Raw genomic sequence first — 26247 nt, forward strand, 5'->3', positions numbered from 1 at the left:
CGAAATCGAGGAAAAGATAATGACTCACCCACGACCGGTTTAGTATGATTATCTTACTTACAGTATTCCGAGCAGTTCCAACAGGGTTGTCCACCCCAGACTGTATAGTGCAATGGATAAGGGTTTGCCCAAGATAATAATCAGAGACACTTTTTTTATGGACATATCTGATAAGCCGGCCAGGTAACAGACCACATTGTCCGGGGCGAAAGGCGTGAAAATCACAATAGTAAAAAATCGCTCGAAATGCTTTCCGTGGGTCAGTTTATTTTCGAATTTTCTGATTTTCTTCTCACTGACCAGTTTTTCCAGAGCTGATTCCCCGTAGCGTCTAACAATGAGAAAAGCCAGAATGGAACCAATGCTGATTCCGATGTAGTTATACAAAACACCGATCACTGGGCCGTAAAGGACGACCCCTGCAGTAACAGTGATGGCAGAAGGGAGAAGGGGTAAAAAGAGCTGCAGAATCTGAAGCAGGATAAAAACAACCACAGAAAAGCTGCCGAAACCATGGACATAATCCACAAAATCATCTCGCGACTCAAAAATGCCTCCCTGCCAAGCAAAATAGAGTAATAGAATGGATAAGCAGAGTCCGATCAGACTTAAAATATCTAGCCACTCCCATTTTCTGTGCAGCACTTGCATACTGTTTCCTTCTTTCTGTTTCAGTTAGCTCTATTTTATCAGCCAAATAAAAAAAACGCTCATAAGAACGCTTTTTAGGATTTATTCAGTTAATTCAACTAAAATCTTAAAGGCTGCTTTGTGGCCGATGATCGTCTCTTCTCCAGTTGTGGCCTTGAGAGTCAGCGGACCATCGTAAGGCTCGATATCGACCAGCGTATATTCTTTTCCCAGGTGTACTTTCTTATAAAGGAGATACTCCAGGAACTCTTCCTGATCATCGACCTCTTTGATTTTAAAATGAGCGCCTTGTGAACAGTCAGTCAATGGCGTTGAGTGGATTTCCGGAGTTGATCCATCCTTATTGGGAATGACGCCACCATGCGGATCAAAAGTCGGTTCGCCAAGGAATATGTTCAGGCGTTCAATCAGCAGGTCTGATGAGGCATGCTCAAGCAAGTCTGCATCAGAATGAACCTCGTTCCATTCATACCCTAATTTTTCTGATAGAAAAACTTCCCAGATACGGTGCTTGCGGATAAGCTGGTTGGCAATACGCAGGCCTTTTTCAGTCAGCATAACACCCTGATACGGTAAGTGCGTGATCAGTTCCTCTTTCAGTAATCGCGTATTCATTTCTGTGACCGAGGCGGCAGAAATGGATAATGTACGGACTAAATCTTTGTTGGTGACAACTTGATTCTGACCGCCTAATTCGTAAATTGCTTTTAAAAAATCTTCTTTGTTGGGTGTCATTAGGTTACCCCTTTATATTATTCATTTACTCTAAAATTGTACCACAGTTTATGGTTTCTAATCAAAGGTGATTTAAAATAAGGTATATGGTTGACTAAAAAGAATTTTTAGGATAGACTAAAAAATATCAAAACACTAATTTAAAAAGGATGGATCGTTGTATGAAATGGGTAAGAGGACTAGTGGGTGTATTAAGTTTATCGTTGATGGCAGCATGCGGGAATGAACAGGCTGATGACGTATCTGAGGACAATCCGCTTAATGTGGTGGCGACAACGTCTATGATTGCTGATCTTATGGAGATCGTTGGGGGAGAGAACGTAACTGTTTCAGGATTGATGGGACCAGGAGTTGATCCTCATGATTACCAGCCGTCTACTTCAGATGTGAATACCATGACAGAAGCTGATCTGATAGCTTATAATGGATTAATGTTGGAGGAACGGTTCGTTGAGGTTTTCGAACAGATGGATCAGCGCGGCGTGCCGTCTGTGATTATGGCAGACGCTCTGAATGAAACGGAATTGCTCGATCCTGAAGAAGGCGAAGAAGATCTGGAGTACGATCCTCATATCTGGTTCAGTGTCTCACACTGGGAAGCTGTGACGTCACATGTAGCGGACGTGTTGAGTGAAATGGATCCGGACAATGAAGGGTATTATCAGGACAATGCGGACACCTATTTAAGTGAACTGGACGAACTGAGAACCTATATAGAAGAAAGAATTGAAGAAGTGCCTGAGCAGTCCCGCTATCTGGTGACAGCACATGACGCATTCCAGTATTTCGGAGAAGAATTTGATTTCGAGGTGATCGGACTTCAGGGATTAAATACTCAGACTGAAGCCGGAACTGGCGATATCAGTAATCTAGCTGATTTCCTGGTGGATAACGAAATCAATGCAGTCTTCGTGGAAAGTTCTGTGTCACCAAGAAATATTGAAGCGCTCATCGAGGCTGCACGAAGTAGAGGACATGACGTTGAAAATGCAGGAGAATTATATTCAGATGCGCTTGGAAGTGCCGAAGAAGATGCGGACACCTACCTTAAAATGTATCGATCCAATATCGATACAATAGTGGACGGTCTGGCGAACTGATTTTCAGTCTTGCACTGCTAATTTAGAAAGAAGGTCTGACGTGGAAAATAATAAAGCTATAGTGATTGACCATCTGACAGTGGCTTACGATGCCAAACCTGTCTTGTGGAATATCTCTTGTGGATTCAATAAAGCGCAATTGACAGCAATTATTGGACCAAATGGGGCTGGAAAGTCGACACTGATCAAATCGATGCTGAACTTTATTCAGCCCATTACAGGATCGATCGCGTTTTCTACAATGGAAGACGAACAGGTCCCCTACAAAAAAATGAAAAATAAAATTGCCTACGTGCCTCAGAATACGACCGTGGATTGGGATTTCCCGGCTACTGTACTGGATGTCGTATTAATGGGTCGTTATGGACATTTGGGTTGGCTGAAGCGTCCTGGAAAAAAAGATAAAAATGTGGCGAAGCAAATGCTGCTGAAAGTGGGACTGCCAACATTCGCGTCCAGACAGATCAGTCAATTGTCTGGTGGTCAGCGACAGCGTGTCTTTCTGGCGCGTGCACTGGCTCAGGAAGCCGATATCTACATCATGGATGAACCCTTGTCCGGAGTGGATATGAAAACAGAACACATCATTATGAAATTACTGAAAAAACTGGTCGAAGAAGGAAAGACAGTGATCGTCGTACACCATGACCTTCAAACGGTTGAAGAGTACTTTGACCATGTTGTCTTTATCAATCAGGAAGTGATTGCTCAGGGATCGATACAAGGAGCTTTCACGAAAGACAATATTGACAAGACTTACCATCAGGACAGAAACCTGGGAGAAGGAGAAGGTTAATCATGCTAAATCAGATCAGTTTGCTTTTAAATGATTATACCTTTCAGATCGTTGCTCTGGGAACGGGATTTCTAGGATTACTGAGTGGCGTCGTCGGGACCTATGCCACTTTGAGGAAAGAAAGCTTGCTCGGAGATGCGCTGAGTCATGCGGCATTACCCGGTATCGGGATCGGATTTATTCTGATCCAGCGAAAAGAACTGTCTGTTTTACTGCTGGGCGCTTTAGTGTCCGGCTTGATTGCAACAGTGATTATACAGACGATGAGCAAAAAAACAGTGGTCAAACTGGACAGCGCCTTATCGCTTATATTGTCGAGCTTCTTTGGGCTGGGACTTGTCATACTGACCTCGATACAGAATAATCCCAATGCACAGCAGGCAGGATTGAGTAATTTTATTTTTGGACAGGCAAGCGCGATGCTCCTCAGTGATGTTCAGCTAATTGGGGTAGTTGGGCTGGGACTGCTGGCACTGGTCGCTTTATTCTGGAAAGAGTTCAAAGTGTTCACTTTCGATCCCATGTTTGCTCAGACACTCGGGTTCTCCGGTAAAATCATCGAGTCTCTGATGTCGACGATGATCGTTGTGACAATCATTTTGGGACTGGAATCAGTCGGCGTTATTCTGATAAGTGCCTTGCTTATTGGCCCAGCTGTGGCAGCCAGACAATGGACCAACCGTTTAAGTGTGGTCGTTTTACTGGCGGCGATTATCGGGTTTGTATCTGGGGTAACTGGAACATTCATCAGTTCGCTGGGGGAGCGTATACCAACAGGCCCCGCTATTGTAGTGGTTGTCAGCTCATTTGTTTTCATCAGCTTGTTTTTCTCACCTAAAAGAGGGATTATTGCTGGACACTATGCAAATAAGAAACGACAAAAAGTCTTTATGAACCAAATTCAAAGTCTGGAGGAGTGAGCAGGATGAGTATGATTTTTGAAATAACGTTAGTGGCTGTTGTTGTAGCTGTTGCCTGCGCTCTTCCAGGTGTTTTTCTTGTTTTAAGAGGGACAACAATGGTTTCCGATGCGATTACCCATACTGTTCTGCTGGGTATCGTACTGGCATTTTTTATCACACAAGATTTGAATTCTCCCCTTCTCATGATCGGAGCGACCTTGGTCGGAGTCGCAACCGTTTGGGCAATTGAAGCCCTTCAGCAGACGAAACTACTATCAAATGATGCGGCGATCGGCATCATATTTCCTCTCTTCTTCAGCATCGCCATTATTCTCATTACGAGGTATGCAGGCAATGTTCACCTGGATGTAGATGCTGTACTGATGGGAGAGTTGGCCTTTTCCCCATTCAGACGACTAATGTTTCTTGGAATGGATTTGGGACCGCGTGCGCTTTGGACAATGCTCATTATTCTGTTCATCAACTGTCTGTTTATATTTCTCTTTTATAAAGAACTGAAAATAACAACATTCGATGCCGGGTTTGCAGCTGCGCTTGGATTCTCACCAGTCCTGGTTCACTATGGATTGATGACGATCGTGTCGCTTACTGCGGTTGGGGCATATGATTCAGTCGGGTCGATTCTGGTGGTCGGCTTCATGGTTGGACCACCGCTTGCTGCTTACCTGATGACCAATAAACTGCACGTGATGATTGCATTGACCGTGCTGATGGCTTTGGTCAACAGTGTCATAGGTGTCCAGCTTGCCTTTATGCTCGATACGACTATTGCCGGGATGATAGCTGTGGTAACAGGCGTGACAACACTGACTGTCTTCGTTTTTTCACCTAAAAAAGGACTGATAAAAGCCTTTCTAAACAGGCGAAAAGAACAGAAGAAGATGGACCAGCGGCTTAAGACTATTGAGCAAGCTGGAAGGTAAAGAGAAACAAGACTGTATATAAAAATAGACAGGACCAAAAAATAGAGTCGATACGATCAGACTGTCCCCTTTCATCAGCTTCTTGCTGCAATGGAGAGCGGGCGTCTATAGTATCGACTCTATCTGTATTATCTGGTTGTTTTGCGCTGAATCAGTTTAAAAGAAAGAGGGCCAAGTGCATCAGTTGGTTTGGCCAGTTTCTGAAGGAGCAATCTGCAGGCGTTTCTTCCTTGTTCTTCGATGCCGTAATCGATCGTACTCATGTCCATCACATCACTGACGTCGATATTGTCAAATCCGATGACTGATACTTCTTCTGGAATAGCGATACCTTTCCGTCTCAATCGGGACACGACGAGTGCTGCGATGGAATCTGAATGGGTCACTACTGCATCAGGTCTAGTCTGCTGCTTTAAAAACCAGCTGACAAAGGCATCCACTTTCCCCGCTGAAATAGTGTGAATAAAGGGATCGGAAGGGTGAGGGGGAATGCCTTTCGCGTCACAGAAATCATGATAAGCCTGGATGCGTCTCTTTGTATTTAAGCCAGTTGCTGTTCCGTAAAGATTATAGATATGACGGCACCCTGTTTCCCAGAGGTATTCAAGAGCAAGCTTGTGCCCTTCATAGTGATCGATAAAGACAGATGGAATCTGTTCGGAATCGACGTTGTGCAATGTGACGACCGGACCAAAAGCTGCATATTTTTCGAGTACAGACCAGTCATTTGCCCGATAGATTAAAAAAATGCCGTCGATCTGTTTTGACTTAAGGAGATCGAATGCTTCGACTTCGCGTTTTTTATCTCCATTCGTTACAAATAAAGTGGTCGTATAGCCGAAGGAATAAGCAGTCGTAATAAACGAATTAATACGGGCGACCGCTGTATCGTTAAATTGCGTACTGATAATCCCGAAATTTTTAGTCGACCCTTTTCTGAGATGCTGAGCATTTTTATTTGGGCTGTAATTTAGTTTTTCAATGGCTTCTTCCACTAGCTTTCGGGTCTCTTCACCGACGTACCCGCTGGAGTTGATTACCCGAGAGACTGTAGCAGAGGAAACGCCAGCATATTCGGCAATGTCTAAAATCGTAGGCATTCAAGCACTCTCCTTTACATATCCTATTATATCAGATAATCAAATAAGGGACCTGACAGAAAAAAAGAACCAGGAAAACCTGGTTCTCATGAGGTAAAAAATAGGGACCTGAGCCTGTCAGACCAGGAACGTTTACTTTTTTTCTCAGGAAGAGGAGAAGGGAGTGATGCCCTGATGGCCAGCAATTCTTTTTGAGCATGAATCAGTTTATCTTCAGAGTTTGAAGATTTCACATACTCTCCATTACTCTGCAGTACCCAGGCTTTCGTATTGTCGTAAAGATACAGTTTCAGAATGGATAAAATATGGGCTTTCAGCGACTGATCAAGCACTGGAAAAGCGATTTCTACACGTTTAATCATATTCCGAGTCATCATATCAGCTGAGGACAGGTACAAATTTTCCTCGCCATTATGATGGAAGTAGTATACACGGCTATGTTCCAAAAAGCGGCCGATAATACTTCTGACAGTAATGTTATCACTGACACCAGGGATGCCGGGAATAAGGCAGCAGATTCCTCTGACAATCAGTTCTATTTTCACCCCGAACTGACTTGCTTCATATAATTTCAGTAGCATTTTTTTGTCCGTCAGCGAGTTCATTTTAGCAATCACATGACCATTCCCATAAAGGATATGAAGCTGAATCTCTTTTTCAATATTCTCAATGAAAGCATCTCTGATATCGAAGGGGGAAACATGCAGGTAATGATACTCCGGCTGGTTTGAATAGCCGCTTAAATAATTGAAAAAATCGAATACATCCTGCGTCATTTCATTGTTGGACGTGATCAGTCCCATGTCTGTATAGAGTCGGGCAGTTTGCTCGTTGTAATTGCCCGTACCGAGATGGACATAACGGCGAAAACCGTCTGCTTCTTTTTTAACGATAAGCGTTGCTTTGCTGTGTGTCTTGAGCTCTTTTACCCCATACAGTATATGAGCGCCGGATTCTTCCAGTTCCTTGGCCCAGTGGACGTTATTAGCTTCGTCGAATCGGGCTTTTAATTCAACGAGGACGGTGACTTGAATCCCTTTTTTAGCGGCTTTTTTTAGTGCTTCGATCAGGGGAGAATCTATACTGACTCTGTACAGGGTCTGTTTGATGGACGCTGTACGCGGATCTTCAGCTGCCTCTCTCACAAAACTGATGATGGGTTCAAAAGAATCAAATGGATGGTGAAAAAAGAGATCCTTACGCCTGGCCAGTTCATAGAGGGAACTGTTTCTATACGCTTCGGGATAAAACGGTTCGAAGGATTCATATACCTCTTTAACCCCCTTTTTTTCCAGCAGTGGAATCACTTCAGTTAGAAAAGTCAAATCGATCGGTCCATCGATAATATAGATGTCCCGCTGCTTTATTGAAAGAGCCTTTTTTATGAATTCAATATCAGATTGGACATCGACAGCTGTTTCACGCTTATCGATCTCGAGTCTGACCGCCATACCGTTCTTGCGTTTCTCCAGATAATCTTCAATTGCGGATAGAAGATCGTCAGCGCCTTCCTCTTGAATCTCCAGGTCTGCGTTTCGGGTAATCCTGAAAGTAAATGAATACGTTACATGGTATCCGTTAAACAGATCAGATAAGAAGGTAAAAAGCAGGTCCTCGATCATCAGCAGGTAGATGTGATCATTATTGTAGATTGAATGAACTCGTGCCAGTCGTTCGGGGACGGGTACGATTGCAACAAATGGGTTTCCTGATTTTTCCAGTTTGACAAACAGATGCAGGACCCCGTCGCCCAGATGAGGGAAAGGTCGGTAAGCATCAATCCCATAAGGTGTGATCGCAGGCATAATCTCTTTTTCAAAAAGATCTCTTGCCCGGTTTTTATCGGTCTCATTCAGGTCTTTAACAGATTTGAAGAATACACCTTTTTCACTCAGCTGATCTTCCTTCTGCTGCAGTAATGCATATTGACGCAGGACAATGTCTTTGTTTTTTTTCGTGATTTCCTGAAGCTGCTTTTTAGCAGACCACTGTTTTTTGGTGTCCGGTTCGACTACACCCATTTTGAGCTGATCCTGCAGTCCGGCTACTCGGATCTTGTAAAATTCATCCAGATTTGAACTGCCGATGGCCAGGAACCTGAGCTGCTCAAGGAGTGGATTTACAGGATCATTTGCTTCTTCAATAACGCGGGCATTAAAATCCAGCCAGGACAATTCCCGGTTCTGAAAATAGTTTGGATCTTCACTGTTAATAGTATCTTTTACCATCATTACCCCTCCGTATTGGCTGTACTGGTCAGTTCACTGTGAAACACGATAGAAAGTGGTTTATCCAGCACGCGTTCCAGATGGTTTTTATGTTTATTTGCGCGATACTCTTCTGCAATAGCATCTCCTTTATAGGTGATATGCAGCTCATATGATTCGCCGTCCTCAGATTCGACCATATCCATATCCTTGACGAAATTGACATGCGAATCACTTAAGGCTTCAGCAAACTTGATGATACAACCCAGGTAGAGAAGCGTATCTTTTTCATCGTCATCAAACCAGCTGTCAACTGTTTTAATGTACTGCTTGTATAGTGAGCGGTTTTTGTAGCTGGCCAGAAGAGCCAGACTGACTCGGTCTTTATGACTGAACCCGAGAAGGTTGGTATTGGAAATAATGTAAAACGTATGTTGAGATTTTGAATCATCTTCTATATAACTGCCCAGGTAATACAGCGTCGCTCCATAGTGCAGCAGGTAGAGGTGTTCCTCTTTTACAGACAGAATCTCTTTTTTCTTTAGCAGTGACAGAAGCTGATCAGCCAGTATGATGCGCTGATGAGCTGAGATAGGCCTTATATTGTATTGTTTGAACAGGCGCTGAACCGTCTGTCTTTTCACGCCGAACAGATCATAGGGCTCTTTATACTCTTTATTGAGGCGCTCTAAAATAATACCCTCCCGCAATCCGCGGTTACTGATGGCGAAGCTAGGAGCATCCATGACCTTCATTAATTGAGTAAAAACGATACCGGCAGGAATAATAATATCTCTTCGGTCTTCACTCAGGCCGTCAAGGTCGCTTAGATCTTTCATTGACGTTTTGATCAGTAAGTCAAAGGTATCTGTCAACTCATCCGGTTTCATTTCATAATGGTGGATACCGGCTATCGGGTAATCAATCTGACGCTGATTGATTTCAGCATAGTTGCGTGCAGAGCCTCCGATACCGATCAAAGGAACAGCGGCATTTTTTACCCAGTCCAGTTGTTTGAATTCTTTTTTGACCCATTCGGTCGCTTTATCAATTGCTTTTTTATCATTGTGTTTTTTTCCATCAAAGAACTGGTGCTGAAGCGAGACTGTTCCGAATGGGAAACTGTGCACTTCTTTTACTTCTTTATTCTTATATAATGTTAACTCGGTACTTCCTCCACCAATATCTATACTGATGCCATCAGAGAGATCCATCGTATAGCGCACTGCATAGTTACCATAATAGGCTTCTTTTTCCTCTGCTAAGAGCTCCAGCTCCAATCCGATTTCTTCCTTGACCCGCTGGATGATGTGATCACGGTTGGAAGACTGGCGAATAGCGGCAGTCGCGATGGCTTTAGACCCTCCAATTTTATACTCTTCAGCAATATCGGTGAAACTTTTCAATACAGATAGGAGAACAGCGATTCCTTCTTCAGACATTTTTTTATTCTCATCAAGGTATTGAACCAGACGTGCGGGTGTTTTTATATTCTGAAGCTCAGTGACACCCTGATAATCATCCATTTCAAAAATAACCAGACGAATGGTGTTTGAACCCACATCGATCAATCCAAAACGTTCATTTGACATAAGGACACGCTCCTAATTGCTATTTTTCGACTAAAGTAGACTTAGCTTGCATATCTATCATACTAAAACCGCGGGTATAATGTCTAAAAACAGACCTTCATTACAATTATATTACAATAAAGAGGTAAACGGTACCAAAACCACTCTCCATTACAAAAAAGTAAGTATTTTTAGTGGATAAGCGTCCTTTTACTAATATTTTGTAATAAATTGTAAGGAAACCGAAATGTACATTGTTTCCTTTATCGGTATAATAACGTGGCATTGAACAATTAATTTTAAGATATCTCAAATTCAAAATAAGAAGGGTGTTCTTTAAAGCGATGAAAAAGAATATGGTAGGTATGGTTGTTGCGGTTTTAGCATTCTTATCTCTAGGCAATGCCACAACTGTTTCAGCAAATACGCTGGAAGCTATTCAAGAGCAGCAAGAACAGACGCAAAGCGAAATCGACTCATTACAGAAGGAAGTCAATACTGTACTGGAAGAAATCAGTGTACTTAGTATAGAACTTGAGGATTTAAACGCAGAAATAGGCGAAAAAGAGAAAGAAATTGAACTGACAGAATCTGAGGTAGCTGCGCAGGAAGAAATTGTTGAAGCTAGGTTGGATCAAGCTCGTCAGCGTCTTCAGTCATTACAGTTGAACGAAACGACTCAGAATATTGTCTTGACTATTTTGGAAGCTGAAAGTTTATCTGATTTATTCAATCGTGCAATCGTCATTATGAGATTAACAGATGCCGGAAACGATCAGTTGGATTTAGCACAAGAGGAAGTACAGACACTAGTCGAACTTGAAGATAAACTAAAAACAGGTCAGGCTGAACTGGCTGGTCAATTAACGGCAGCTGAAGAACAGAGAGAAGAGTTTGATGGGAAAGTATCTTCTCTACAAGCTTTAATTAATGAAAACCAGACAGAATTGACTACTTTGATTGAAAAAGAAGAAGTTGAAGTTGCTCGTATAGAAGAAGCGCGTCGTCAGGCAAGAGAAGAAGCCGCCCGTGCAGAAGCTCAGCGTGCTGCAGAAGAACAGGCAGCAGCAGAAGCGACAGCTCAACGTCAGGCTGAGGAAAGAGCAGCGGCAAGAGCTACTGCAGAAAGCAAAGCAGCAGAGCAGGAAGTATCGGTTTCATCATCAGATGAATCTTCAGCTGAAGCAGCCGAACAACCGGCTCCTGCAGCAAGCAACAGTTCAAACAATAATACAAGCAGTGCGCCGGCACAGTCTACACCAGCACCGGCTCCAGCACCATCCAAACCGGCACAAAGCTCAGGTCGTACGTTACGTGTGCAGGCTACAGGGTATTCTACTAAACAGCCTAGCTTAAGCACTCACACTGCTACAGGAATCGATTTAAGAGTCAATTCTCGTGTCATCGCAGTTGATCCATCTGTTATCCCGTTAGGATCAATGGTAGAAGTCGAAGGTATGGGCGTCTATATTGCAGGCGATACTGGTGGAGCAATCAAAGGCAACATTATCGATATCCACTTTTCAACAGTTGCAGAAGCACTGCAATGGGGAAGACGTAGCGTCACTATTCGTGTACTGGACTAGTGAGCACTCTAATTTAATAGGATAGTTTATAAGGGCCACTTGAGATTCTGATCTCAAGTGGTCTTTTTTCATTCTTGGCATATCTGATGAGAGTATTTCAGATGAATAGAGAAGTTGAGCAGATTACGTGCCCACTAGGTGGTCAAAAGCAGTAGAGTAGCGAAGTAAAACGGATTACGTGCTCACTCAGAGGTCGAAAGCAGTAGAGTAGCGAAGTAAAACGGATTACGTGCTCACTCAGAGGTCGAAAGCAGTAGAGTAGCGAAGTAAAACGGATTACGTGCTCACTCAGAGGTCGAAAGCAGTAGAGTAGCGAAGTAAAACGGATTACGTGCTCACTCAGAGGTCGAAAGCAGTAGAGTAGCGAAGTAAAACGGATTACGTGCTCACTCAGAGGTCGAAAGCAGCTGAGCGTTAAAGAGATATGATAGTAAGGATGCATTCACGAAGAAAGCACAAATTAAATAGCAGAATTGATATTATTCAAAAATAGCTTTTTGATATGATAGTATTTTAAGCTGTTTGTTAGATTTGAGAGTTGCTTTCCATTAAATAATACTGTTTAATCAAAATAGAGTAATATAAATTCGTATTTTTTTATTAAATAGTAAGGAGAACAGTATGTATTCTAAAGACAACCTGATCGAACACTTAAAAACAATGGGTATCGATGCAAGAGGAACCTTACTGGTTCACTCTTCCTTTAAAAGTATAGGAGAGGTAGAGGGTGGACCGGATACTGTGCTTGATGCACTGATCGAGTTTATGAAAGAAGGTCTTCTAATCCTTCCTACCCATACCTGGAAGTACATTGATAAAGATAACCCTGTCTTCGATGTACAAGAGTCTCCCTCAAATGTAGGCATCTTAACTGAAAAATTCAGAAAAAGACCTGGAACTATCCGTTCAGAACACCCTACTCATTCAGTTTCTGCACTTGGTAAAGGGGCAGCAGAACTGGTTCAGGGAGAATATAAACATGACACACCTTGTGCACGGAAATCCGTCTGGGGTAAAATAGTGGATCTAAAGGCACAAGTCCTCATGATAGGGGTAGATTTAACGAGGTGCACCTTTATACATGGAATCGAAGAATGGGTAGACATTCCGGGAAGAATGACGGACAGTCACGAAGCACTCTTCAGTGTGCTGCACACAGGAGAAAAGATTGAGGTCCCTTCCCGCAGGCACTGTGGACTCTCATGGTCGCATCACTTCTGGAAAGTCGATGAGGTATTAGAGGAAGAAGGTGCCATGTCAAAAGGCACTTTTGGGAATGCTGAGTCGCGAGTTGTTGATACGGAAAAAACGACTGAACTTCTGACTGAACTGCTCGAACAACATCCGGATCTGTTTTCTGACAATGAGCCGCTTGAAGAGAAGTGGCGTTATTATTTTCAAAGAAAACAGTCCAAAGCCTGATTAAAAGAGGGAAGTTAAAATGAAACTGACAATAAGACAGCGTACACTAGCCGATACTATTCCAGTACTGGAAGTCGTTCCGCGAGAAAGCAGAAATGATTTGCTGCCATTAATCGTCTATTATCACGGCTGGCAGTCTGCCAAAGAACTGGTTTTGACTCAGGGGAGAAAACTGGCTCAAGAGGGGTTCAGAGTGATTCTACCGGATGCGGCGAATCACGGAGACCGCAGGCAAGAGATGACTAAAATCCCTTCGCTGACCTTTTGGCAGAGCATTCACACAAACTTGTTCGAATTTGGCTCAATCGTTCATCATTTTCAAAAACTGGGTCTGGCAGATGACCGTCTCGCAGTTGGAGGCGTCTCAATGGGAGGAATAACGACCTGCGCACTGCTTACTCAGCATCCTGAAATTAAAGTAGCAGCCTGCATCATGGGATCACCTAAACCAGTCAACTACAGAGAACGTATCTTTACACATGCAGAAGAACTGGGACGTTTTTACCCTCAGGACTATCAATCTCTATTGGCTTGGGTGCCGGAATATGATTTATCGTTAAAACCGGAAACACTGAATGGCCGCCCCCTGTTATTCTGGCATGGGACTCAGGACCGGATCGTTCCTTACCACGATGTCGTCGAATTCGTTAAAGAAAATCCTCATGCCAATCTGACGTTTATAGAAGAAGAGGAAAAACACTTGGTAAGAGGCCATACGATGGATAAGATTACCGATTACTTTGTCACTGAAATGGGAAAGATCTGAAGTCTGAAATCTGATCTCGAAATTGAAATAGGATTTAAAAGGATAAAACAGTAAATAAGCACAGCCGACTGCATTTTTAAGTCGGCTGTGCTTATTTTAAAAGGCGGTCAGTTCCCAGATAATAGTGTCATTTTCTTCAGGGATAAAGGTTTCAGCGCCTTCAGTTACTTGTTCTTCATTGACTTCGTAGACCCAGTACAGATTCTTTTCAGGTTCCTGCTCTATGCCTTCGATTGATTCAACGAAGCCGTCCGCAGTCACGATAAGGTCATAATGCTGCTGCATCAGTTCCATAAGGGTGGTGTCAGCCGCAACCATGAGGGTATCAGTGTTGACTTCCTCACCTTGTGCAATGATCACTACTTGCACTTCCTGGTCCTGATCGGCAGTGGTCGGAGTGTTGGATGCCAGATCTTGTGTCCATAGCCCGACAACCAGAAGAACGACTACGATAGCTGTTCCAAATAAATAATGTAGTTTTCTGTTCATTTTTCGTCTCCTCTATATCTTGTCTTTTTTTTGTTCGAACTCATTTTTTATCAGTGCGTTTAAATAGTCTCATACAAATAGGGTATAACAAAGGGAAAAAGACCAGATTTCCAAAAGCATGCAGCAGATCAAATGTCAGCCCAGATAAGTAATAGGGAATAAAGATGTTCCAGCCAAATAAGGGCGCCTGGATAAGCGAGATGACCAGCCCATAGACTATGCCTAGAAAGGCAGCGTAGACTTGCAGCAGTGGGATAGAGACATCGTCGTGTGCATTTTCAAGCAGACTGGAAAGCAAAATCAGGACAACATATGCTCCTATCTGAGCAATCGTCCATGGACCCATTCCCAGAAACAGATTCGTCAGGATGACCGACAGTAATGCGACCAGAATGCCTTCTTTCCACCCAAAATATAAGGTGATGCAGAGCAGGAGGACAGTCATCGGCTGAACATTTGGTAAAAATGAAAAGGATAAACGTCCGACAGATACCAGTGCAGTCAGAAGTGCGATACGTGTCAGTGTTCTGGTTTTTTCTCTCACCGAAAAACGGTCAGTGTTATGAGAATGCTTCTTCATTATCTGTCTCCTTACCGGCTGTTTCATATAAGGGCCGCTAGCAAAATGAGCAGACCTAAAACTGATTCATAGTGTATTGATTTATCATACCAACTCGAAAAGACATCCACAATACAAATAAGACCCTGATGTCAGTCAGGATCTCATTTAGTTACATCAGCTGCCTTTTAAGTTATCAGTAAGCACCACGGATATGATCGTGCACTTCTTTCCAGTAAAAGTCGCTTAATCGGGTCAGTTCTTCTTTAGAATAATCTTTGACATCAAGTGATTTAAGGTTATCAAGTACTTGTTTTTCGTTTTTGAAACCGGGGATAACACTGGTAACGGCTTCCTGTTGCATGACCCATTTAAGAGCTGCGCGTGTCTGACTTCCGCGTTCTTCTGCGATCCATTTCAGCTGAACGCTGAGCTCCACGCCTTTTTCAAAGGGAAGGCCCCCGAATGTTTCGCCGACATTAAATGCTGCACCGTCTTTGTTAAAATTACGGTGGTCGCTGTCTTCAAAAGCATGATCTTTGGAGAATTTTCCTGTCAGTAATCCACTTGCCAGAGGCACACGAGCGAGTATGCCGACATTTTTCTCCTGAGCTTTGGGGAACAGCTCTTTTAACGGCTTTTGTCTGAGTAAATTGAAAATAACTTGAAGGGCACTGGCATTGGTATTCTCCAATACATATAGGCCTTCCTCATCTGACTCTACACTGACACCGTAACTTCTGATTTTTCCTTCCTGTTTCAACTTATCCAGGATGGGGAATATATCCGTCTTTTTGAGCATGTCCAGTGGCGCGCAGTGGATCTGATATAAATCGACCGTGTCACGGTTCAGTCGTCTTAAACTGTTCTCCAGATAGTCTCTGATCTGATCTTCAGAGTAATTTGCCGGATCATTGATATCACCACTGCGGATAAACTTGGTTGCAATGTGGATTTTATCTTCTTTTCCTTTAGTGGCTTTAGCTAAGAGTTCTTCACTGTGACCACCGCCATATACGTCTGCCGTATCAAAGAAGTTAACGCCCGCTTCCATAGCGCGGTCCAACCCTTTAAAAGCCTCTTCGTCACTGTGGGTGCCCCAGTCGCCTCCTATGGCCCAGGTGCCGAATCCCAGTTCACTGATGGATAATCCTGAATCGCCTAATTGATTATAGTTCATTCTATCTCTCCTCAATTTTAAAAGTCTAGGTTTAGTATAGCATAGAATCCGGTAAGCGTTTCATCTTCAGGATTGCATGATAATTTAAATAACGTTTAGTAAGTAATATCTTATCAAGTCACTGTAAGGCTGACAAATGTTCCCATTTTTGGTAAAATAAAAGCGACGTTTACAAGAGAAGAAAGGGTGAAGGGGAACATGGAAGAAGTATTTATTGATTTTTACCGCGAGAAAGATGAACAGGCTTTTTTAGAAGCATGGCAGGCGAAATACGGCTCAATGTCTGATGACGAAATCGATACAGTATATGAGTCGATTGCAGATGCAATAGACGAAGCGGTCAAAGATGGATCGCATGAACTGGGAAGTCCATTTGTATTCAAAGACATCACTGTCGGAAAATCGGATTTCAACACTTTTTATTCTCTCTATATATTTGAACAGGAAAAGTAAACTACAGACAGACTGATGAAGGAGGTGCCTTTTTGTCTATAGAAATCATTGAAAATAAACTACAGCTGCTTCCGGATATCCCGGGGTGTTACATCATGAAAAATAAAGAGGATGAAATCATCTACATCGGGAAAGCAAAGAATTTAAGAAATCGGGTCCGTTCCTATTTCCGCGGCGAGCATGAAGGGAAAACGAAACGGCTGGTTGAAGACATTGTAGATTTTGAGACGATCGTTACCGGATCAGACAAAGAAGCCCTTCTTCTGGAAGTTACCCTTATCCAAAAACACCAGCCGAAATACAATATCAGGCTTAAACGGGGAACGAGTTATCCTTATTTGAAAATCACGAATGAAAAAGATCCTCAGCTCGTCATTTCTTCAGAGGTCGAACAGGATGGCGCCTATTATTTCGGTCCATATCCTGATGTCTGGGCAGCTTCTGAGACGAAACAACTGATACAGAAAATATACCCTCTCAGAAAGTGTAATGGGCATCAGGGCAGAGCCTGTCTCTATTATCATATTGGACAGTGTATCGGTCCCTGTGATCATGAGATTCCAAAAGAAGAATACGACAGACAGATTAGTCGCATCAAGTCTTTCCTCAACGGAAATGTGACGGATATCAAGCGGGATTTGAAACAGAAGATGCAGGAAGCTGCAGAAGAAATGAACTACGAACGCGCGGCAGAATTTCGTGATCAGGTCTCCTATATTGAACGCACAGTTGAGAAACAGTCAATCATTTCCAACAATTATACGCCAAGAGATTTTTTCAATTATTACATGGATAAAGGCTGGATTTCCATTCAGGTCTTTTTTGTCAGACAGGCTACCCTGATTAAACGCGAAGCGACGATGTTTCCGATTTACGATACGCCTGAAGAAGAACTGATGAGTTTCATGATTCAGTATTATCAGGATAAAAATAATCAGAAACCAAAGGAAATCTATGTGCCGGATACTGTTGATCGTGATGTGCTGGAAGAGGCTCTTGAAGCCAAAGTCATGACACCCCAAAAAGGCCGTAAAAAGGAACTGCTTGATTTAACTGGAAAAAACAGTGAACTGGCTTTGAAAGAAAAGTTCCGGCTGATCGAAATGAAAGAACGTAAAACAACAGGGGCAATGGAAGAATTATCTCAACGGATGGGATTGCCTTATATTGAACGTATCGAAGCATTTGACCACTCGAATATTCAAGGAACTAATCCGGTTTCGGCGATGGTCTCATTTAAAGACGGCGTACCGGATAAAACAAATTACCGTAAATACAAGATCAAAACAGTTGTCGGAAGTAACGAGTATGCGACGACTCAGGAAGTGATACGCAGACGGTACTCAAGGCTGCTGAAAGAACGAAAACCACTGCCGGATCTGATTTTAATGGACGGTGGAAAAATTCAGGTCAATGCGGCTGTAGATGTTCTTCAGAACGAATTATCACTGAATATCCCTGTGGCAGGAATGGTCAAAGATAATAAACACAGGACAGCTGGTCTGATTTTTGGAGAAGATTTCGAGCCTGTCATACTAGATTCTAGAAGCCAGTCTTTCCATCTGGTCCAGCGGATACAGGAAGAAGTGCATCGATTTGCAATCACGTTTCACCGGAATGTTCGAAGTAAAAATAGTTTCACCAGTCAGCTGGATGATATTGAAGGAGTAGGGCCTAAGACACGAACAAAAGTCCTGCGTCATTTTAAATCAATGAAGCGACTGAAAGAAGCAGATATTGAAGAATTAACCAAACTCGGGATATCAAAAGGGGTCGCTGAACGAATTAAAGCGACGCTTGAACAGACAACACCGAGTGGGTAATTAGGAGATAAGGAAATGATCAGAGATGCACGCAGAGAAGATGCAGATGAAATAGTCGAACTCTTTAAGGTCATACTGACTGATATGGAACTGCCTGTTATGTCGGAAGTCCCCTGGGAACAGCTGAAACCTGCCTTAGTAGAGGCTGTAAAAGGAGACAACTACAGACAAAGCTATAAAAATGCGCTGGTCTATGACACCGAAGGAGGAATTGCCGGTTTCTGCTTTGGTTACCCTGGAGGCGATGAGGCTGTGTATGAGCCGCTTGCGACTGTAATCAACGCTCATGGTCTGCCATCCTTTGATACTTACAGTGATGGCGAATCACTTGAAGGGGAATGGTACCTTGATTCACTTGTCACTAAAGAGACCTTCAGAGGAAGAGGCGTAGGCAAAGCGCTGATGGCTGCCGGCTATGACAGAGCACGGTCAATGGGTCTTCCCGATGTAGGCTTAAATGTCGATCACGGGAATCCCCGGGCTCTTAAGTTATATGAAGCGCAAGGCTTTATTAAAACCGGGGAAGTCAGGATAGCAGATCATCTGTATGATCATATGCAGAAACGAGTATAAATACTAAAAAGTGGCTCTCAAGGAAATTTTCATTCCTGAGAGCCACTTTTTAGTTTAAGAATCGTTATTTCGTCCAGATCAGTTTCTTCAATTTCATCAGAACAGGGTGCATAAAACTTAAGCTGTATTTCTCCTGTTTCATGTCATTCCAGGTGTTTTCTTTGCTTTGTTCATAATGATCCAGAAGCTGCGATATAAGACAGGCGACAGGCGCAATCGTTTCATTTTCAAAGTTCAGGATATAAAATTCGCCTGTGAATGAAACGGATTTTTCAATTGTCAGAATTTTCTTTGTAAACCGTCTGACAGTGAAGATCTGCTTGTCGTAGTCTCCGGTGATCATCCAATTCAGCCGAGTGACCGTAAAATAGGGGTTCTTCAGTCCTTGTAATCCCGGGCGTTTTTTTATGGTGCCGATTTTAATGCCGTCCTGATACAGCCGGAATTTTGGAAATACAGATAATACGACTTGCCTTGCTTCCACGATACGTTTGCCGTCCATCGAATAGACTGACAGTTTATCGCCTAAACGTCCCCACTTTCCCACTATCAGATACAGTTTGTCACCTGATTCAGTGGTGACGATCATGCGGTCCTGAATTGTTTCGTATTCCTTTTTGATAAAAAGACGAACCATTTTCATCACCTCTAGTTCGTGTCATGTGTGGTTGGCTACTCTTATATTATACCACTACCATTCAGTAAAATTGCAATACTATTCCTAAAAAAAAGAGCACTTATTTATGCTCTTTTTTCAGATAGCTATTGTTGTCTGCGCGCAGTCACTGTCGTCAGTTCATTGAGCGCCTTAACGACGGCATCGAGTTTGGTTTCCATCCTGTGCAAAAGCACTAAGGAAATGAAGATGGGAAAACCTACATTTGCAATCATGTCGATGACAGCCGGAAATAAACTGGTCTCTGGCATTAGGGTCACGTCTCCTCTCTTTTCGTCTACTTATAAAAACGAAAAAGAGAGGGAGAAGTGTTACCTTAAAAGTCAGATATTACTTTGCCTGTTTAGGCGGTAGCCGCTGTGAAAGACTGGGCCGACAAACTCATTGTATTCAAACCCAGCCTGAATGGCTTCTGTTACAAAATCTTTTGCTTTTTTAACAGCGTCAAGAGGCTCCATCCCTTTAGCGAGACCGGCAGTTATAGCAGCAGCAAAAGTACAACCGGCACCGTGATTTGTTGGATTGGCTACTTTTTTTACAGATAAGGTAGTAAATGTTTCACCGTCATAGACGAGATCAATCGCGTCTTCCCCTTCAAGGGCTTTGCCACCCTTGATCACCACCATTTTTGCCCCGTTGCCGTGAATAATCTGAGCAGCCTTTTTCATGTCATCCAAGGTATGGAGCAAGCCGAGTTCTGATAACTGACCGGCTTCGAAAAGGTTTGGCGTGATGACAGTTGCCAGAGGCACCAGCATATTCTTCATAGCGGTGACATTTTCAGGGTTGAGCACATCTGATTCTCCTTTACAGACCATAACAGGATCCACCACTAATGGGGTGTTTGGGTGAGCTTTTAGTTTGTCTGCAATGACAGTGATAACTGATTCGTTTGGCAGCATACCGGTTTTAGCTGCTCCAATTACGGGTCCGGCAAATGCCGTATCGAGCTGATTTTTAACGATTTGGGCATCGATTGGAGTGACCCCATGACTCCAGTTGTCTTCTGGATCCATTGTAGCGATAACAGTTAATGCAGCAATACCGTATGTGCCGTATTCAGCGAATGTCTTCAAATCAGCGGCGATTCCAGCTCCGCCACTTGCATCGTTTCCGGCGATCGTCAACGTGATGTTTGGGTTAGTCATTGTGTAGCCTCCTGTAGTTTTTAAGTCAAATAATGGATTGTTATGAATTTCGTGTTCATCCCTAGTATAATAGTATCAGGAAGAAACATCAAAAGGTATAGGAAGGAGATTCACATGACGGATTTAGACACAGTAGCTAACTGGTTTGAGCAGCCTGGAAAGGTGGCGGTTATCAGCGGAGCAGGACTGTCTACTGAAAGCGGGATCCCTGATTTCAGATCCAGTAAAGGCTTGTATAATCAGAACACCAGCCTGAAAGTCCCCTTGGAAGAGGTGCTGAGCAGCCATTTTTTCGAGTCGGAGCCAGCCCTCTTTTACTCTTTTTTCAGGAACGCCCTGCGTCATCCGACTGCTGAACCGAATGAAGGACATTATTTTCTTAAACGACTGGAAGACAGGGGCGCACAAGTAACGATCGTTACGCAAAATATTGACGGACTCCATCAGAAGGCCGGAAGCGCTAATGTGATTGAACTTCATGGAAATGTCAATAGAGTCATCACGGCATCTGGGGGTAGTTTTACTTATGGAGAGGCCATAGAAACAGATGACGGTTTAAGTGTGAATGGTGAATGGGCCAGGCCGGCGGTGACATTATATGGAGAAGCACTGGATTCAAAAGCTGTGTTCGAGAGTATTAAAGCAGTTGAGGAGGCTGATATTCTTCTTGTCATGGGAACGAGTTTAAATGTTTACCCGGCAGCAGGTCTAGTCTACGATTATAATGGGGGGAAAAGTATTCTGGTTAACAAAGGACAAACAGGAATCCGGTACCCGTTTGCGGTGACATTTAAGGAAAGCATCTGCTTATGGGTAAAAGCTGTTGAGAAAGCAATGAAAAAGTAATACTTCCAAAAAAGAGGGTTTCAGCAAAAATGGCACCCCTATCCTATTAGTGTGTAATGGAGAGATGACATGTTAGAGACGATCAGAAAAACGATAGAACACTATGATCCTAAGCCAATAGGCAGACAAAAAGAGTTTGCGGTATTTTTACCGCTTATTCGAATAGAAGACACTCTTCACGTCCTGTTTGAGAAAAGAAGCCAGATTGTCTCTCAGCCAGGAGAAACCTCTTTTCCCGGAGGTGCTTTGGAAAATAACGAAACCTATAAAGAGGCGGCAGTGAGGGAAACTCAGGAAGAGTTAAACCTTGATCTGGATCACATTACAGTTTATGGTGAAATTGACTATATTGCGACACAAACACACATCATCCACTGCTTTGTCGGGGAACTGGTGAACTGCCCGATCGAATCAATACACCCAAACGAAGAAGTCGAGGAAATTTTCACGATTCCCTTAACCTATTTCTTCAAGCAAAAACCTGAGGTCCATTCTGTGGAACTAAAAATCGAGCATAAAGAGGATTTTCCGTTTGAATTAATGTCGAGTGGGACAGGACATAAGTGGTCAAACCGGAAGCAGATGATCCCATTTTATAGACTGGAGAACCAGTTTTTATGGGGATTTACAGCTCAATTCATGCAGCGATTCATTGAACTGATAGAAGAACAGAGTCAGTCATAACTAAAAAGAGACACTGTCTGCGTCAGAAAGGAAATTCTGAGTACAGAACAGTGTCACTTACAGGATTTATTTAGTTTACTGTGAATATATTTTCCCGCTCAAGACTCTGGAAATAGCATCGCCTACACCATTTTGACGATTGGAAGCCGTCTCGTAGTTTGCCACTGCTTTGACCTCGTCTTCGCCATTTGCCATAGCGACAGAATACTTGGCCCATTCCAGCATGGAAATATCATTGATATTATCTCCAATGGTCATGACCTGATCCCGTTTAAGGCCCAGATCCCTGGCCAGTCTGGCAACTGCCAGACCTTTTTGAGCGCCCAGGTGGTTGATTTCAAGATTTTTTGTACTGGAGGCTGTAATAGCCAGATTAGAAATAGAATCGTACAGTTCTTTCTTCAAAGGCCCCAGGACATTTTGTCCTTCCATAGAGTGGACAGCGACTTTTAAAATAACGAGACTATTGTCGTCAATCACTTCGGAATAATCATGGACAAATTTGATGTCCATCTCTTCTATCTTATCTTTTGCAATTTCCAGAGCTTCTTCAAAGGATATATCGGGGTTCGTGCTTGACAACATTGTCGCAACGAGTTCTTCTCTCTGGTCGATATTATTGGAATAGATGCCATTTGAAGTCATCAGTTCCTCGTGAAGGCCATCATATTTGGAACAAATAGACAACATATCCCGGACTGTTTTCTTTTCCAGGCCGATGTTGTATAGATTTCGTCCAGATCCGTCAAAATACTGTGCACCATTAGATGCAATAAGTGGACAAAGCACCATCTGCTCTTTTAAAAGAGGCGCCGCAAGTGGGTAATCCCTCCCGGTTGCTACAGCAAAATGAATCCCGCGTTCCTGAGCTCGTTTGATTAGTGAAACAGTTGCTGTTGGGATCTCCATACGTTCATTGAGGAGCGTCCCGTCCATATCGGACACAATTAGTTTGATCATTCTAGTTAATCTCCTTTTTCTTCATCTCTACACCTTCAGTCTACCAAAAATGACAATAAAAGCTATACTATTTATATCCAAATAGGAGGAAAATGATAATGTCTATACCGGTAACTAACGACTGGAAACCTATTCTGGAACAAGCGATTCAGTCTTCTACCTATCAAAACCTTAGAGACTTTTTAAAAGAAGAGTATGCGAGCCAAACCATTTACCCTGAGATGACGGATATCTGGCAGGCGTTCGAATGGACGCCATATAGTGAAGTGAAAGTAGTCCTGCTGGGACAAGATCCTTATCATGGTGTGAAGCAGGCACACGGATTGAGTTTTTCGGTCCGACCTGGAGTGACTGTCCCTCCTTCGCTTAAGAATATGTACAAAGAGCTGGAAAGGGATTTGTCAATCCAACCGGTCAATCATGGCTACCTTAGAAAGTGGGCGGAAGAAGGGGTGCTGCTACTAAATACAGTATTGACAGTCAGAGAAGGCCAGGCTCATTCTCACAGAGGAAAGGGGTGGGAAGAGCTGACAGATTATGTTATCACTCAATTGAATGAACGGGATGAACCGATCGTGTTTCTGCTGTGGGGAAATGCGGCTCAGAAAAAACAGAAGATGATTGACGACACAAAGCACATTGTCCTGACAACCTCACACCCTAGTCCGTTATCTGCTTATCGAGGATTTTTGGGATCAGGTATTTTTTCAGATACGAATAAAGCTCTTGAGGATATCGGAGTGGAGCCCATCGACTGGAAACTCCCTGAAAACCCGGTGGAATAGAGAAAAAAAGCAGTTGAACTGTGAAAAAGTAAGAAATAGTGGTATGATGAAGAACGTAAAAAACAAATCTTGGAGGGAAACACCAGTGGAATTATTTGAAGAACTAAAACAGAAAATACACGGAAAAGACTTGAAAATCGTTTTTCCGGAAGCAACAGATGAACGTATATTAGGTGCAGCACTGCGTCTGCATTATGAAAACATTCTGGAGCCTGTTTTAATCGGGAAAGAAGAAGACATTAAAGAAGAAGCGAAAGCTCACGGATACGACTTGACTGATATCGAAATCATCAACCCTGAAACGTATGACAAATTTGACGAAATGGTTGAAGCATTCCTTGAACGCCGTAAAGGAAAAGCAACTGAAGAACAGGCTAGAAAACAGCTTAAAGACGTTAATTATTTCGGAACAATGCTGGTTTACCTGGACTATGCAGCAGGATTAGTCAGTGGTGCAGTTCACTCTACAGGAGATACTGTCCGTCCAGCACTACAAATCATTAAAACACGTCCTGGCGTAAGCCGGACTTCAGGCGCCTTCATCATGCTGCGCGGAAGAGGACAAGAAAAATATCTATTCTCTGATTGTGCCATCAATCCTAATCCTGATGAGCAGGTTTTAGCAGAAATAGCAGTGGAAAGTGCCCGTACAGCTAAGATGTTCGGTATCGATCCAAAAGTGGCTCTTTTGAGCTTCTCTTCAAAAGGATCTGCCAATGCTCCAGAAGCGGAAAAAGTTCGCAATGCGACTAAAATCGCACAGGAACTGGCACCAGATTTGGCTATTGACGGTGAACTGCAATTTGATGCAGCATTCGTTCCCGCAGTAGCTCAACAGAAAGTACCTGAGTCTAAAGTTGCAGGTGAAGCAACAGTATTCGTCTTTCCTGAGTTACAGTCTGGAAACATCGGCTACAAAATTGCTCAACGCTTAGGCGGATTCGAAGCAGTTGGACCGATTCTGCAGGGATTAAACAAACCAGTATCAGATCTGTCTCGCGGGTGTGTAGAAGAAGATGTGTACAAAACAGCCATCATCACTGCAAACCAGGCCTTATTGAGCGAACTAACTTAATTTAATACAGGATCTGAGCGAGCAGCTGATTTATTTCAGGCTGCTCGTTTTTGTCTATGTTAGGATGTGAAGATTGGTGTTATTACAAACCTGTCAGGTAAAAGATTTTTGCAGAAAGTCTTGAATGAAAAAAGCGAGGCTTTTTTTGTGAAAATAGTAAGAGGAAATGTATTTTTTAAGGAGTTATACAGTTAAGCCACAAACAACCTCTTCTTGTTAAGATATGACTAATTTAATTCAGGGCCCTTCAGAAATTTTAGAAGTTAATCAAGCAATTTTAATTTTAAAAGGCTTTGTTAAAGCTTTTAAACTCTTAGGCCTTCACTTTTGACATGAAGACGTATTGTCGTTACCATGAAATATGTGAGGGAAATGGTATCACTTTTATACTAGATGAACGAACTAGTGCAATTGGCTAATCCGTACAGAATAGAATAAAAGGAGAGTGTTTTGATTGGATAAAAAATTAATAGGTGGCGTTTTTTCAAACATTGATAATGCTGAGAGAGCCATCACAGAATTACAGAACAGTGGATACACTAAAGATGATATCTCTATATTTGCAAAAGATCAGGATCAAGTAGACAAACTGCAGGAGGATACAGGTACTGATGTCGATTCAGACAAAGAAGGCAGAGGCAAAAGTACAGGTAAAGGCGCTGGAATAGGTGCTGTTTCTGGCAGTGTACTCGGTGGTATTGGTGGTCTGATCGCAGAAATCGGTCTGCTTGCCATACCAGGTATTGGGCCAGTAGTGGCGGCAGGACCTCTTGCCACCACATTAGCCGGTTTAGGCATCGGAGCTGGTGGTGGAGGTATTATAGGAGCATTAGTAGGTGCTGGCATGCCTGAAGAAGAAGCCAAACAGTACGAAAGTTATCTTAAAGATGACAAGATTATCGTAATGGTGGAAGCAACGCCTGAACAGGAAGCAGATGTTTACACGACGTTCAAATCACATGATTCTGAGAATACATCTATGTATCGTTATCCCTTGACGGCAAATGATTTATTAAGATTGTGTACCATTTCCTGTGAAAAGTTAGAGAGAAAAGCAGTTACTGCTTTTCTCTCTTTTTGATTACATTTAATTTTATGGAGGTTTTCGGAATGTATTAACAAGTATATCTTCTCACATGCTTATAATTAGAAGAATGGTTCTCTGCAATGTTATACTTAATTCGATGGTAAGCCTTTACAATATGAGGAAAAGGAG

General features: G+C 42.8%; 27 protein-coding genes. 15 read left to right on the plus strand and 12 right to left on the minus strand.

Going from position 1 to position 26247, the window contains the following annotated elements:
* Positions 1-57 precede the first annotated feature (57 nt).
* Together CLV38_RS02300 and CLV38_RS02305 are read right to left on the minus strand one after the other, a co-directional pair.
* Entirely contained in the window at positions 58-651 is a 594-nt protein-coding gene (locus CLV38_RS02300) for a TVP38/TMEM64 family protein (protein WP_106190991.1), read from the minus strand.
* Positions 652-732: 81 nt separating this feature from the next.
* A complete protein-coding gene (locus CLV38_RS02305; RefSeq protein ID WP_106190994.1) occupies positions 733-1386 on the minus strand; it encodes a metal-dependent transcriptional regulator in 654 nt (217 codons plus the stop codon).
* Between the two features lie 161 nt (positions 1387-1547).
* On the opposite strand from CLV38_RS02305, the gene CLV38_RS02310 reads away from it, so the two are divergent.
* The 4 genes from CLV38_RS02310 to CLV38_RS02325 are packed head-to-tail and all read left to right on the plus strand — an operon-like array spanning position 1548 to position 5128.
* Positions 1548-2486: a metal ABC transporter solute-binding protein, Zn/Mn family gene (locus CLV38_RS02310; protein ID WP_211295395.1), complete on the plus strand. Its 939-nt coding sequence runs from the start codon at positions 1548-1550 to the stop codon at positions 2484-2486.
* 40 nt (positions 2487-2526) lie between these two features.
* Positions 2527-3282 carry a metal ABC transporter ATP-binding protein gene (locus tag CLV38_RS02315; protein WP_106190999.1) on the plus strand — a complete coding sequence of 252 codons (756 nt, stop codon included), beginning with the start codon at positions 2527-2529 and terminating at the stop codon, positions 3280-3282.
* 2 nt (positions 3283-3284) lie between these two features.
* On the plus strand, positions 3285-4202 hold the full coding sequence (locus CLV38_RS02320) for a metal ABC transporter permease (protein ID WP_106191001.1): 918 nt from the start codon (positions 3285-3287) through the stop codon (positions 4200-4202).
* Positions 4203-4207: 5 nt separating this feature from the next.
* Positions 4208-5128, plus strand: a complete 921-nt coding sequence (locus CLV38_RS02325) for a metal ABC transporter permease (protein WP_106191004.1) — start codon at positions 4208-4210, stop codon at positions 5126-5128.
* A gap of 128 nt (positions 5129-5256) precedes the next feature.
* Here the strand turns inward: CLV38_RS02325 and CLV38_RS02330 are convergent, their stop codons facing one another.
* The 3 genes from CLV38_RS02330 to CLV38_RS02340 all read right to left on the minus strand — a co-directional run bounded on the left by CLV38_RS02330 (position 5257) and on the right by CLV38_RS02340 (position 10027).
* On the minus strand, positions 5257-6228 hold the full coding sequence (locus tag CLV38_RS02330; protein ID WP_106191006.1) for a LacI family DNA-binding transcriptional regulator: 972 nt from the start codon (positions 6226-6228) through the stop codon (positions 5257-5259).
* Between the two features lie 86 nt (positions 6229-6314).
* On the minus strand, positions 6315-8456 hold the full coding sequence (locus CLV38_RS02335) for an RNA degradosome polyphosphate kinase (RefSeq protein ID WP_106191009.1): 2142 nt from the start codon (positions 8454-8456) through the stop codon (positions 6315-6317).
* Between the two features lie 2 nt (positions 8457-8458).
* Positions 8459-10027 (minus strand): Ppx/GppA family phosphatase, encoded by a 1569-nt coding sequence (locus CLV38_RS02340; RefSeq protein WP_106191011.1) that lies wholly within the window; start codon positions 10025-10027, stop codon positions 8459-8461.
* A 323-nt stretch (positions 10028-10350) separates the two neighbouring features.
* Here CLV38_RS02340 and CLV38_RS14025 point away from each other — a divergent pair, with 323 nt between their 5' ends.
* From CLV38_RS14025 to CLV38_RS02355, 3 genes are all read left to right on the plus strand, one after another.
* On the plus strand, positions 10351-11592 hold the full coding sequence (locus tag CLV38_RS14025; RefSeq protein ID WP_281260033.1) for a 3D domain-containing protein: 1242 nt from the start codon (positions 10351-10353) through the stop codon (positions 11590-11592).
* Between the two features lie 621 nt (positions 11593-12213).
* Complete coding sequence (locus CLV38_RS02350; protein WP_106191014.1) at positions 12214-13014, plus strand: AAC(3) family N-acetyltransferase; 801 nt, start codon at positions 12214-12216, stop codon at positions 13012-13014.
* 19 nt (positions 13015-13033) lie between these two features.
* Positions 13034-13780, plus strand: a complete 747-nt coding sequence (locus CLV38_RS02355) for an alpha/beta fold hydrolase (RefSeq protein WP_106191016.1) — start codon at positions 13034-13036, stop codon at positions 13778-13780.
* A 96-nt stretch (positions 13781-13876) separates the two neighbouring features.
* Here the strand turns inward: CLV38_RS02355 and CLV38_RS02360 are convergent, their stop codons facing one another.
* The 3 genes from CLV38_RS02360 to CLV38_RS02370 form a co-directional block, all read right to left on the minus strand.
* Positions 13877-14269, minus strand: a complete 393-nt coding sequence (locus CLV38_RS02360; RefSeq protein ID WP_106191019.1) for a DUF4430 domain-containing protein — start codon at positions 14267-14269, stop codon at positions 13877-13879.
* A gap of 40 nt (positions 14270-14309) precedes the next feature.
* Positions 14310-14849 carry an ECF transporter S component gene (locus CLV38_RS02365; RefSeq protein ID WP_170068786.1) on the minus strand — a complete coding sequence of 180 codons (540 nt, stop codon included), beginning with the start codon at positions 14847-14849 and terminating at the stop codon, positions 14310-14312.
* A 175-nt stretch (positions 14850-15024) separates the two neighbouring features.
* On the minus strand, positions 15025-16008 hold the full coding sequence (locus CLV38_RS02370) for an aldo/keto reductase (protein WP_106191024.1): 984 nt from the start codon (positions 16006-16008) through the stop codon (positions 15025-15027).
* Positions 16009-16206: 198 nt separating this feature from the next.
* Here CLV38_RS02370 and CLV38_RS02375 point away from each other — a divergent pair, with 198 nt between their 5' ends.
* The 3 genes from CLV38_RS02375 to CLV38_RS02385 are packed head-to-tail and all read left to right on the plus strand — an operon-like array spanning position 16207 to position 18857.
* The gene (locus CLV38_RS02375) at positions 16207-16461 is read left to right on the plus strand and encodes a hypothetical protein (RefSeq protein WP_106191227.1); all 255 of its coding nucleotides are present in this window, start codon (positions 16207-16209) and stop codon (positions 16459-16461) included.
* Between the two features lie 32 nt (positions 16462-16493).
* Positions 16494-18284, plus strand: a complete 1791-nt coding sequence (gene uvrC / locus CLV38_RS02380) for an excinuclease ABC subunit UvrC (RefSeq protein ID WP_106191026.1) — start codon at positions 16494-16496, stop codon at positions 18282-18284.
* 15 nt (positions 18285-18299) lie between these two features.
* The gene (locus CLV38_RS02385; RefSeq protein WP_106191029.1) at positions 18300-18857 is read left to right on the plus strand and encodes a GNAT family N-acetyltransferase; all 558 of its coding nucleotides are present in this window, start codon (positions 18300-18302) and stop codon (positions 18855-18857) included.
* 64 nt (positions 18858-18921) lie between these two features.
* Here CLV38_RS02385 and CLV38_RS02390 read toward each other — a convergent pair whose 3' ends face one another.
* The 3 genes from CLV38_RS02390 to thiD all read right to left on the minus strand — a co-directional run bounded on the left by CLV38_RS02390 (position 18922) and on the right by thiD (position 20681).
* The gene (locus CLV38_RS02390; RefSeq protein ID WP_106191031.1) at positions 18922-19494 is read right to left on the minus strand and encodes an LURP-one-related/scramblase family protein; all 573 of its coding nucleotides are present in this window, start codon (positions 19492-19494) and stop codon (positions 18922-18924) included.
* A 125-nt stretch (positions 19495-19619) separates the two neighbouring features.
* A complete protein-coding gene (locus tag CLV38_RS02395) occupies positions 19620-19784 on the minus strand; it encodes a YvrJ family protein (protein WP_106191034.1) in 165 nt (54 codons plus the stop codon).
* Positions 19785-19856: 72 nt separating this feature from the next.
* Positions 19857-20681, minus strand: coding sequence for a bifunctional hydroxymethylpyrimidine kinase/phosphomethylpyrimidine kinase (thiD, locus tag CLV38_RS02400; RefSeq protein WP_106191036.1), 825 nt, complete (start codon positions 20679-20681; stop codon positions 19857-19859).
* 114 nt (positions 20682-20795) lie between these two features.
* Here thiD and CLV38_RS02405 point away from each other — a divergent pair, with 114 nt between their 5' ends.
* Positions 20796-21527, plus strand: coding sequence for an NAD-dependent protein deacylase (locus CLV38_RS02405; RefSeq protein ID WP_170068787.1), 732 nt, complete (start codon positions 20796-20798; stop codon positions 21525-21527).
* A 69-nt stretch (positions 21528-21596) separates the two neighbouring features.
* Positions 21597-22211: an NUDIX hydrolase gene (locus CLV38_RS02410; protein WP_106191041.1), complete on the plus strand. Its 615-nt coding sequence runs from the start codon at positions 21597-21599 to the stop codon at positions 22209-22211.
* 75 nt (positions 22212-22286) lie between these two features.
* Here the strand turns inward: CLV38_RS02410 and CLV38_RS02415 are convergent, their stop codons facing one another.
* Positions 22287-23171, minus strand: a complete 885-nt coding sequence (locus CLV38_RS02415; RefSeq protein ID WP_106191043.1) for a Cof-type HAD-IIB family hydrolase — start codon at positions 23169-23171, stop codon at positions 22287-22289.
* A 98-nt stretch (positions 23172-23269) separates the two neighbouring features.
* Here CLV38_RS02415 and CLV38_RS02420 point away from each other — a divergent pair, with 98 nt between their 5' ends.
* The 3 genes from CLV38_RS02420 to CLV38_RS02430 all read left to right on the plus strand — a co-directional run bounded on the left by CLV38_RS02420 (position 23270) and on the right by CLV38_RS02430 (position 26112).
* Positions 23270-23956 (plus strand): uracil-DNA glycosylase, encoded by a 687-nt coding sequence (locus CLV38_RS02420; protein ID WP_106191045.1) that lies wholly within the window; start codon positions 23270-23272, stop codon positions 23954-23956.
* A gap of 85 nt (positions 23957-24041) precedes the next feature.
* A complete protein-coding gene (gene pta / locus CLV38_RS02425) occupies positions 24042-25031 on the plus strand; it encodes a phosphate acetyltransferase (RefSeq protein ID WP_106191047.1) in 990 nt (329 codons plus the stop codon).
* A 454-nt stretch (positions 25032-25485) separates the two neighbouring features.
* Positions 25486-26112 carry a general stress protein gene (locus CLV38_RS02430; RefSeq protein ID WP_106191050.1) on the plus strand — a complete coding sequence of 209 codons (627 nt, stop codon included), beginning with the start codon at positions 25486-25488 and terminating at the stop codon, positions 26110-26112.
* Positions 26113-26247: the final 135 nt, after the last annotated feature.

It is taken from the genome of Alkalibacterium olivapovliticus (assembly GCF_003003275.1).
GTDB classification, from domain to species: domain Bacteria; phylum Bacillota; class Bacilli; order Lactobacillales; family Carnobacteriaceae_A; genus Alkalibacterium; species Alkalibacterium olivapovliticum.

Coding starts and splice junctions, on each gene's coding strand:
- CLV38_RS02410 (WP_106191041.1), top strand. CDS start 21,597: ATGTTAGAGACGATCAGAAAAACGATAGAACACTATGATCCTAAGCCA.
- CLV38_RS02395 (WP_106191034.1), bottom strand. CDS start 19,784: ATGCCAGAGACCAGTTTATTTCCGGCTGTCATCGACATGATTGCAAAT.
- CLV38_RS02390 (WP_106191031.1), bottom strand. CDS start 19,494: ATGGTTCGTCTTTTTATCAAAAAGGAATACGAAACAATTCAGGACCGC.
- CLV38_RS14025 (WP_281260033.1), top strand. CDS start 10,351: ATGAAAAAGAATATGGTAGGTATGGTTGTTGCGGTTTTAGCATTCTTA.
- CLV38_RS02310 (WP_211295395.1), top strand. CDS start 1,548: ATGAAATGGGTAAGAGGACTAGTGGGTGTATTAAGTTTATCGTTGATG.
- CLV38_RS02405 (WP_170068787.1), top strand. CDS start 20,796: ATGACGGATTTAGACACAGTAGCTAACTGGTTTGAGCAGCCTGGAAAG.
- CLV38_RS02375 (WP_106191227.1), top strand. CDS start 16,207: ATGGAAGAAGTATTTATTGATTTTTACCGCGAGAAAGATGAACAGGCT.
- thiD (WP_106191036.1), bottom strand. CDS start 20,681: ATGACTAACCCAAACATCACGTTGACGATCGCCGGAAACGATGCAAGT.
- CLV38_RS02325 (WP_106191004.1), top strand. CDS start 4,208: ATGAGTATGATTTTTGAAATAACGTTAGTGGCTGTTGTTGTAGCTGTT.
- CLV38_RS02365 (WP_170068786.1), bottom strand. CDS start 14,849: ATGAAGAAGCATTCTCATAACACTGACCGTTTTTCGGTGAGAGAAAAA.
- CLV38_RS02420 (WP_106191045.1), top strand. CDS start 23,270: ATGTCTATACCGGTAACTAACGACTGGAAACCTATTCTGGAACAAGCG.
- CLV38_RS02320 (WP_106191001.1), top strand. CDS start 3,285: ATGCTAAATCAGATCAGTTTGCTTTTAAATGATTATACCTTTCAGATC.
- CLV38_RS02330 (WP_106191006.1), bottom strand. CDS start 6,228: ATGCCTACGATTTTAGACATTGCCGAATATGCTGGCGTTTCCTCTGCT.
- CLV38_RS02305 (WP_106190994.1), bottom strand. CDS start 1,386: ATGACACCCAACAAAGAAGATTTTTTAAAAGCAATTTACGAATTAGGC.
- CLV38_RS02355 (WP_106191016.1), top strand. CDS start 13,034: ATGAAACTGACAATAAGACAGCGTACACTAGCCGATACTATTCCAGTA.
- CLV38_RS02340 (WP_106191011.1), bottom strand. CDS start 10,027: ATGTCAAATGAACGTTTTGGATTGATCGATGTGGGTTCAAACACCATT.
- CLV38_RS02300 (WP_106190991.1), bottom strand. CDS start 651: ATGCAAGTGCTGCACAGAAAATGGGAGTGGCTAGATATTTTAAGTCTG.
- CLV38_RS02335 (WP_106191009.1), bottom strand. CDS start 8,456: ATGGTAAAAGATACTATTAACAGTGAAGATCCAAACTATTTTCAGAAC.
- CLV38_RS02370 (WP_106191024.1), bottom strand. CDS start 16,008: ATGAACTATAATCAATTAGGCGATTCAGGATTATCCATCAGTGAACTG.
- CLV38_RS02385 (WP_106191029.1), top strand. CDS start 18,300: ATGATCAGAGATGCACGCAGAGAAGATGCAGATGAAATAGTCGAACTC.
- CLV38_RS02415 (WP_106191043.1), bottom strand. CDS start 23,171: ATGATCAAACTAATTGTGTCCGATATGGACGGGACGCTCCTCAATGAA.
- CLV38_RS02360 (WP_106191019.1), bottom strand. CDS start 14,269: ATGAACAGAAAACTACATTATTTATTTGGAACAGCTATCGTAGTCGTT.
- CLV38_RS02350 (WP_106191014.1), top strand. CDS start 12,214: ATGTATTCTAAAGACAACCTGATCGAACACTTAAAAACAATGGGTATC.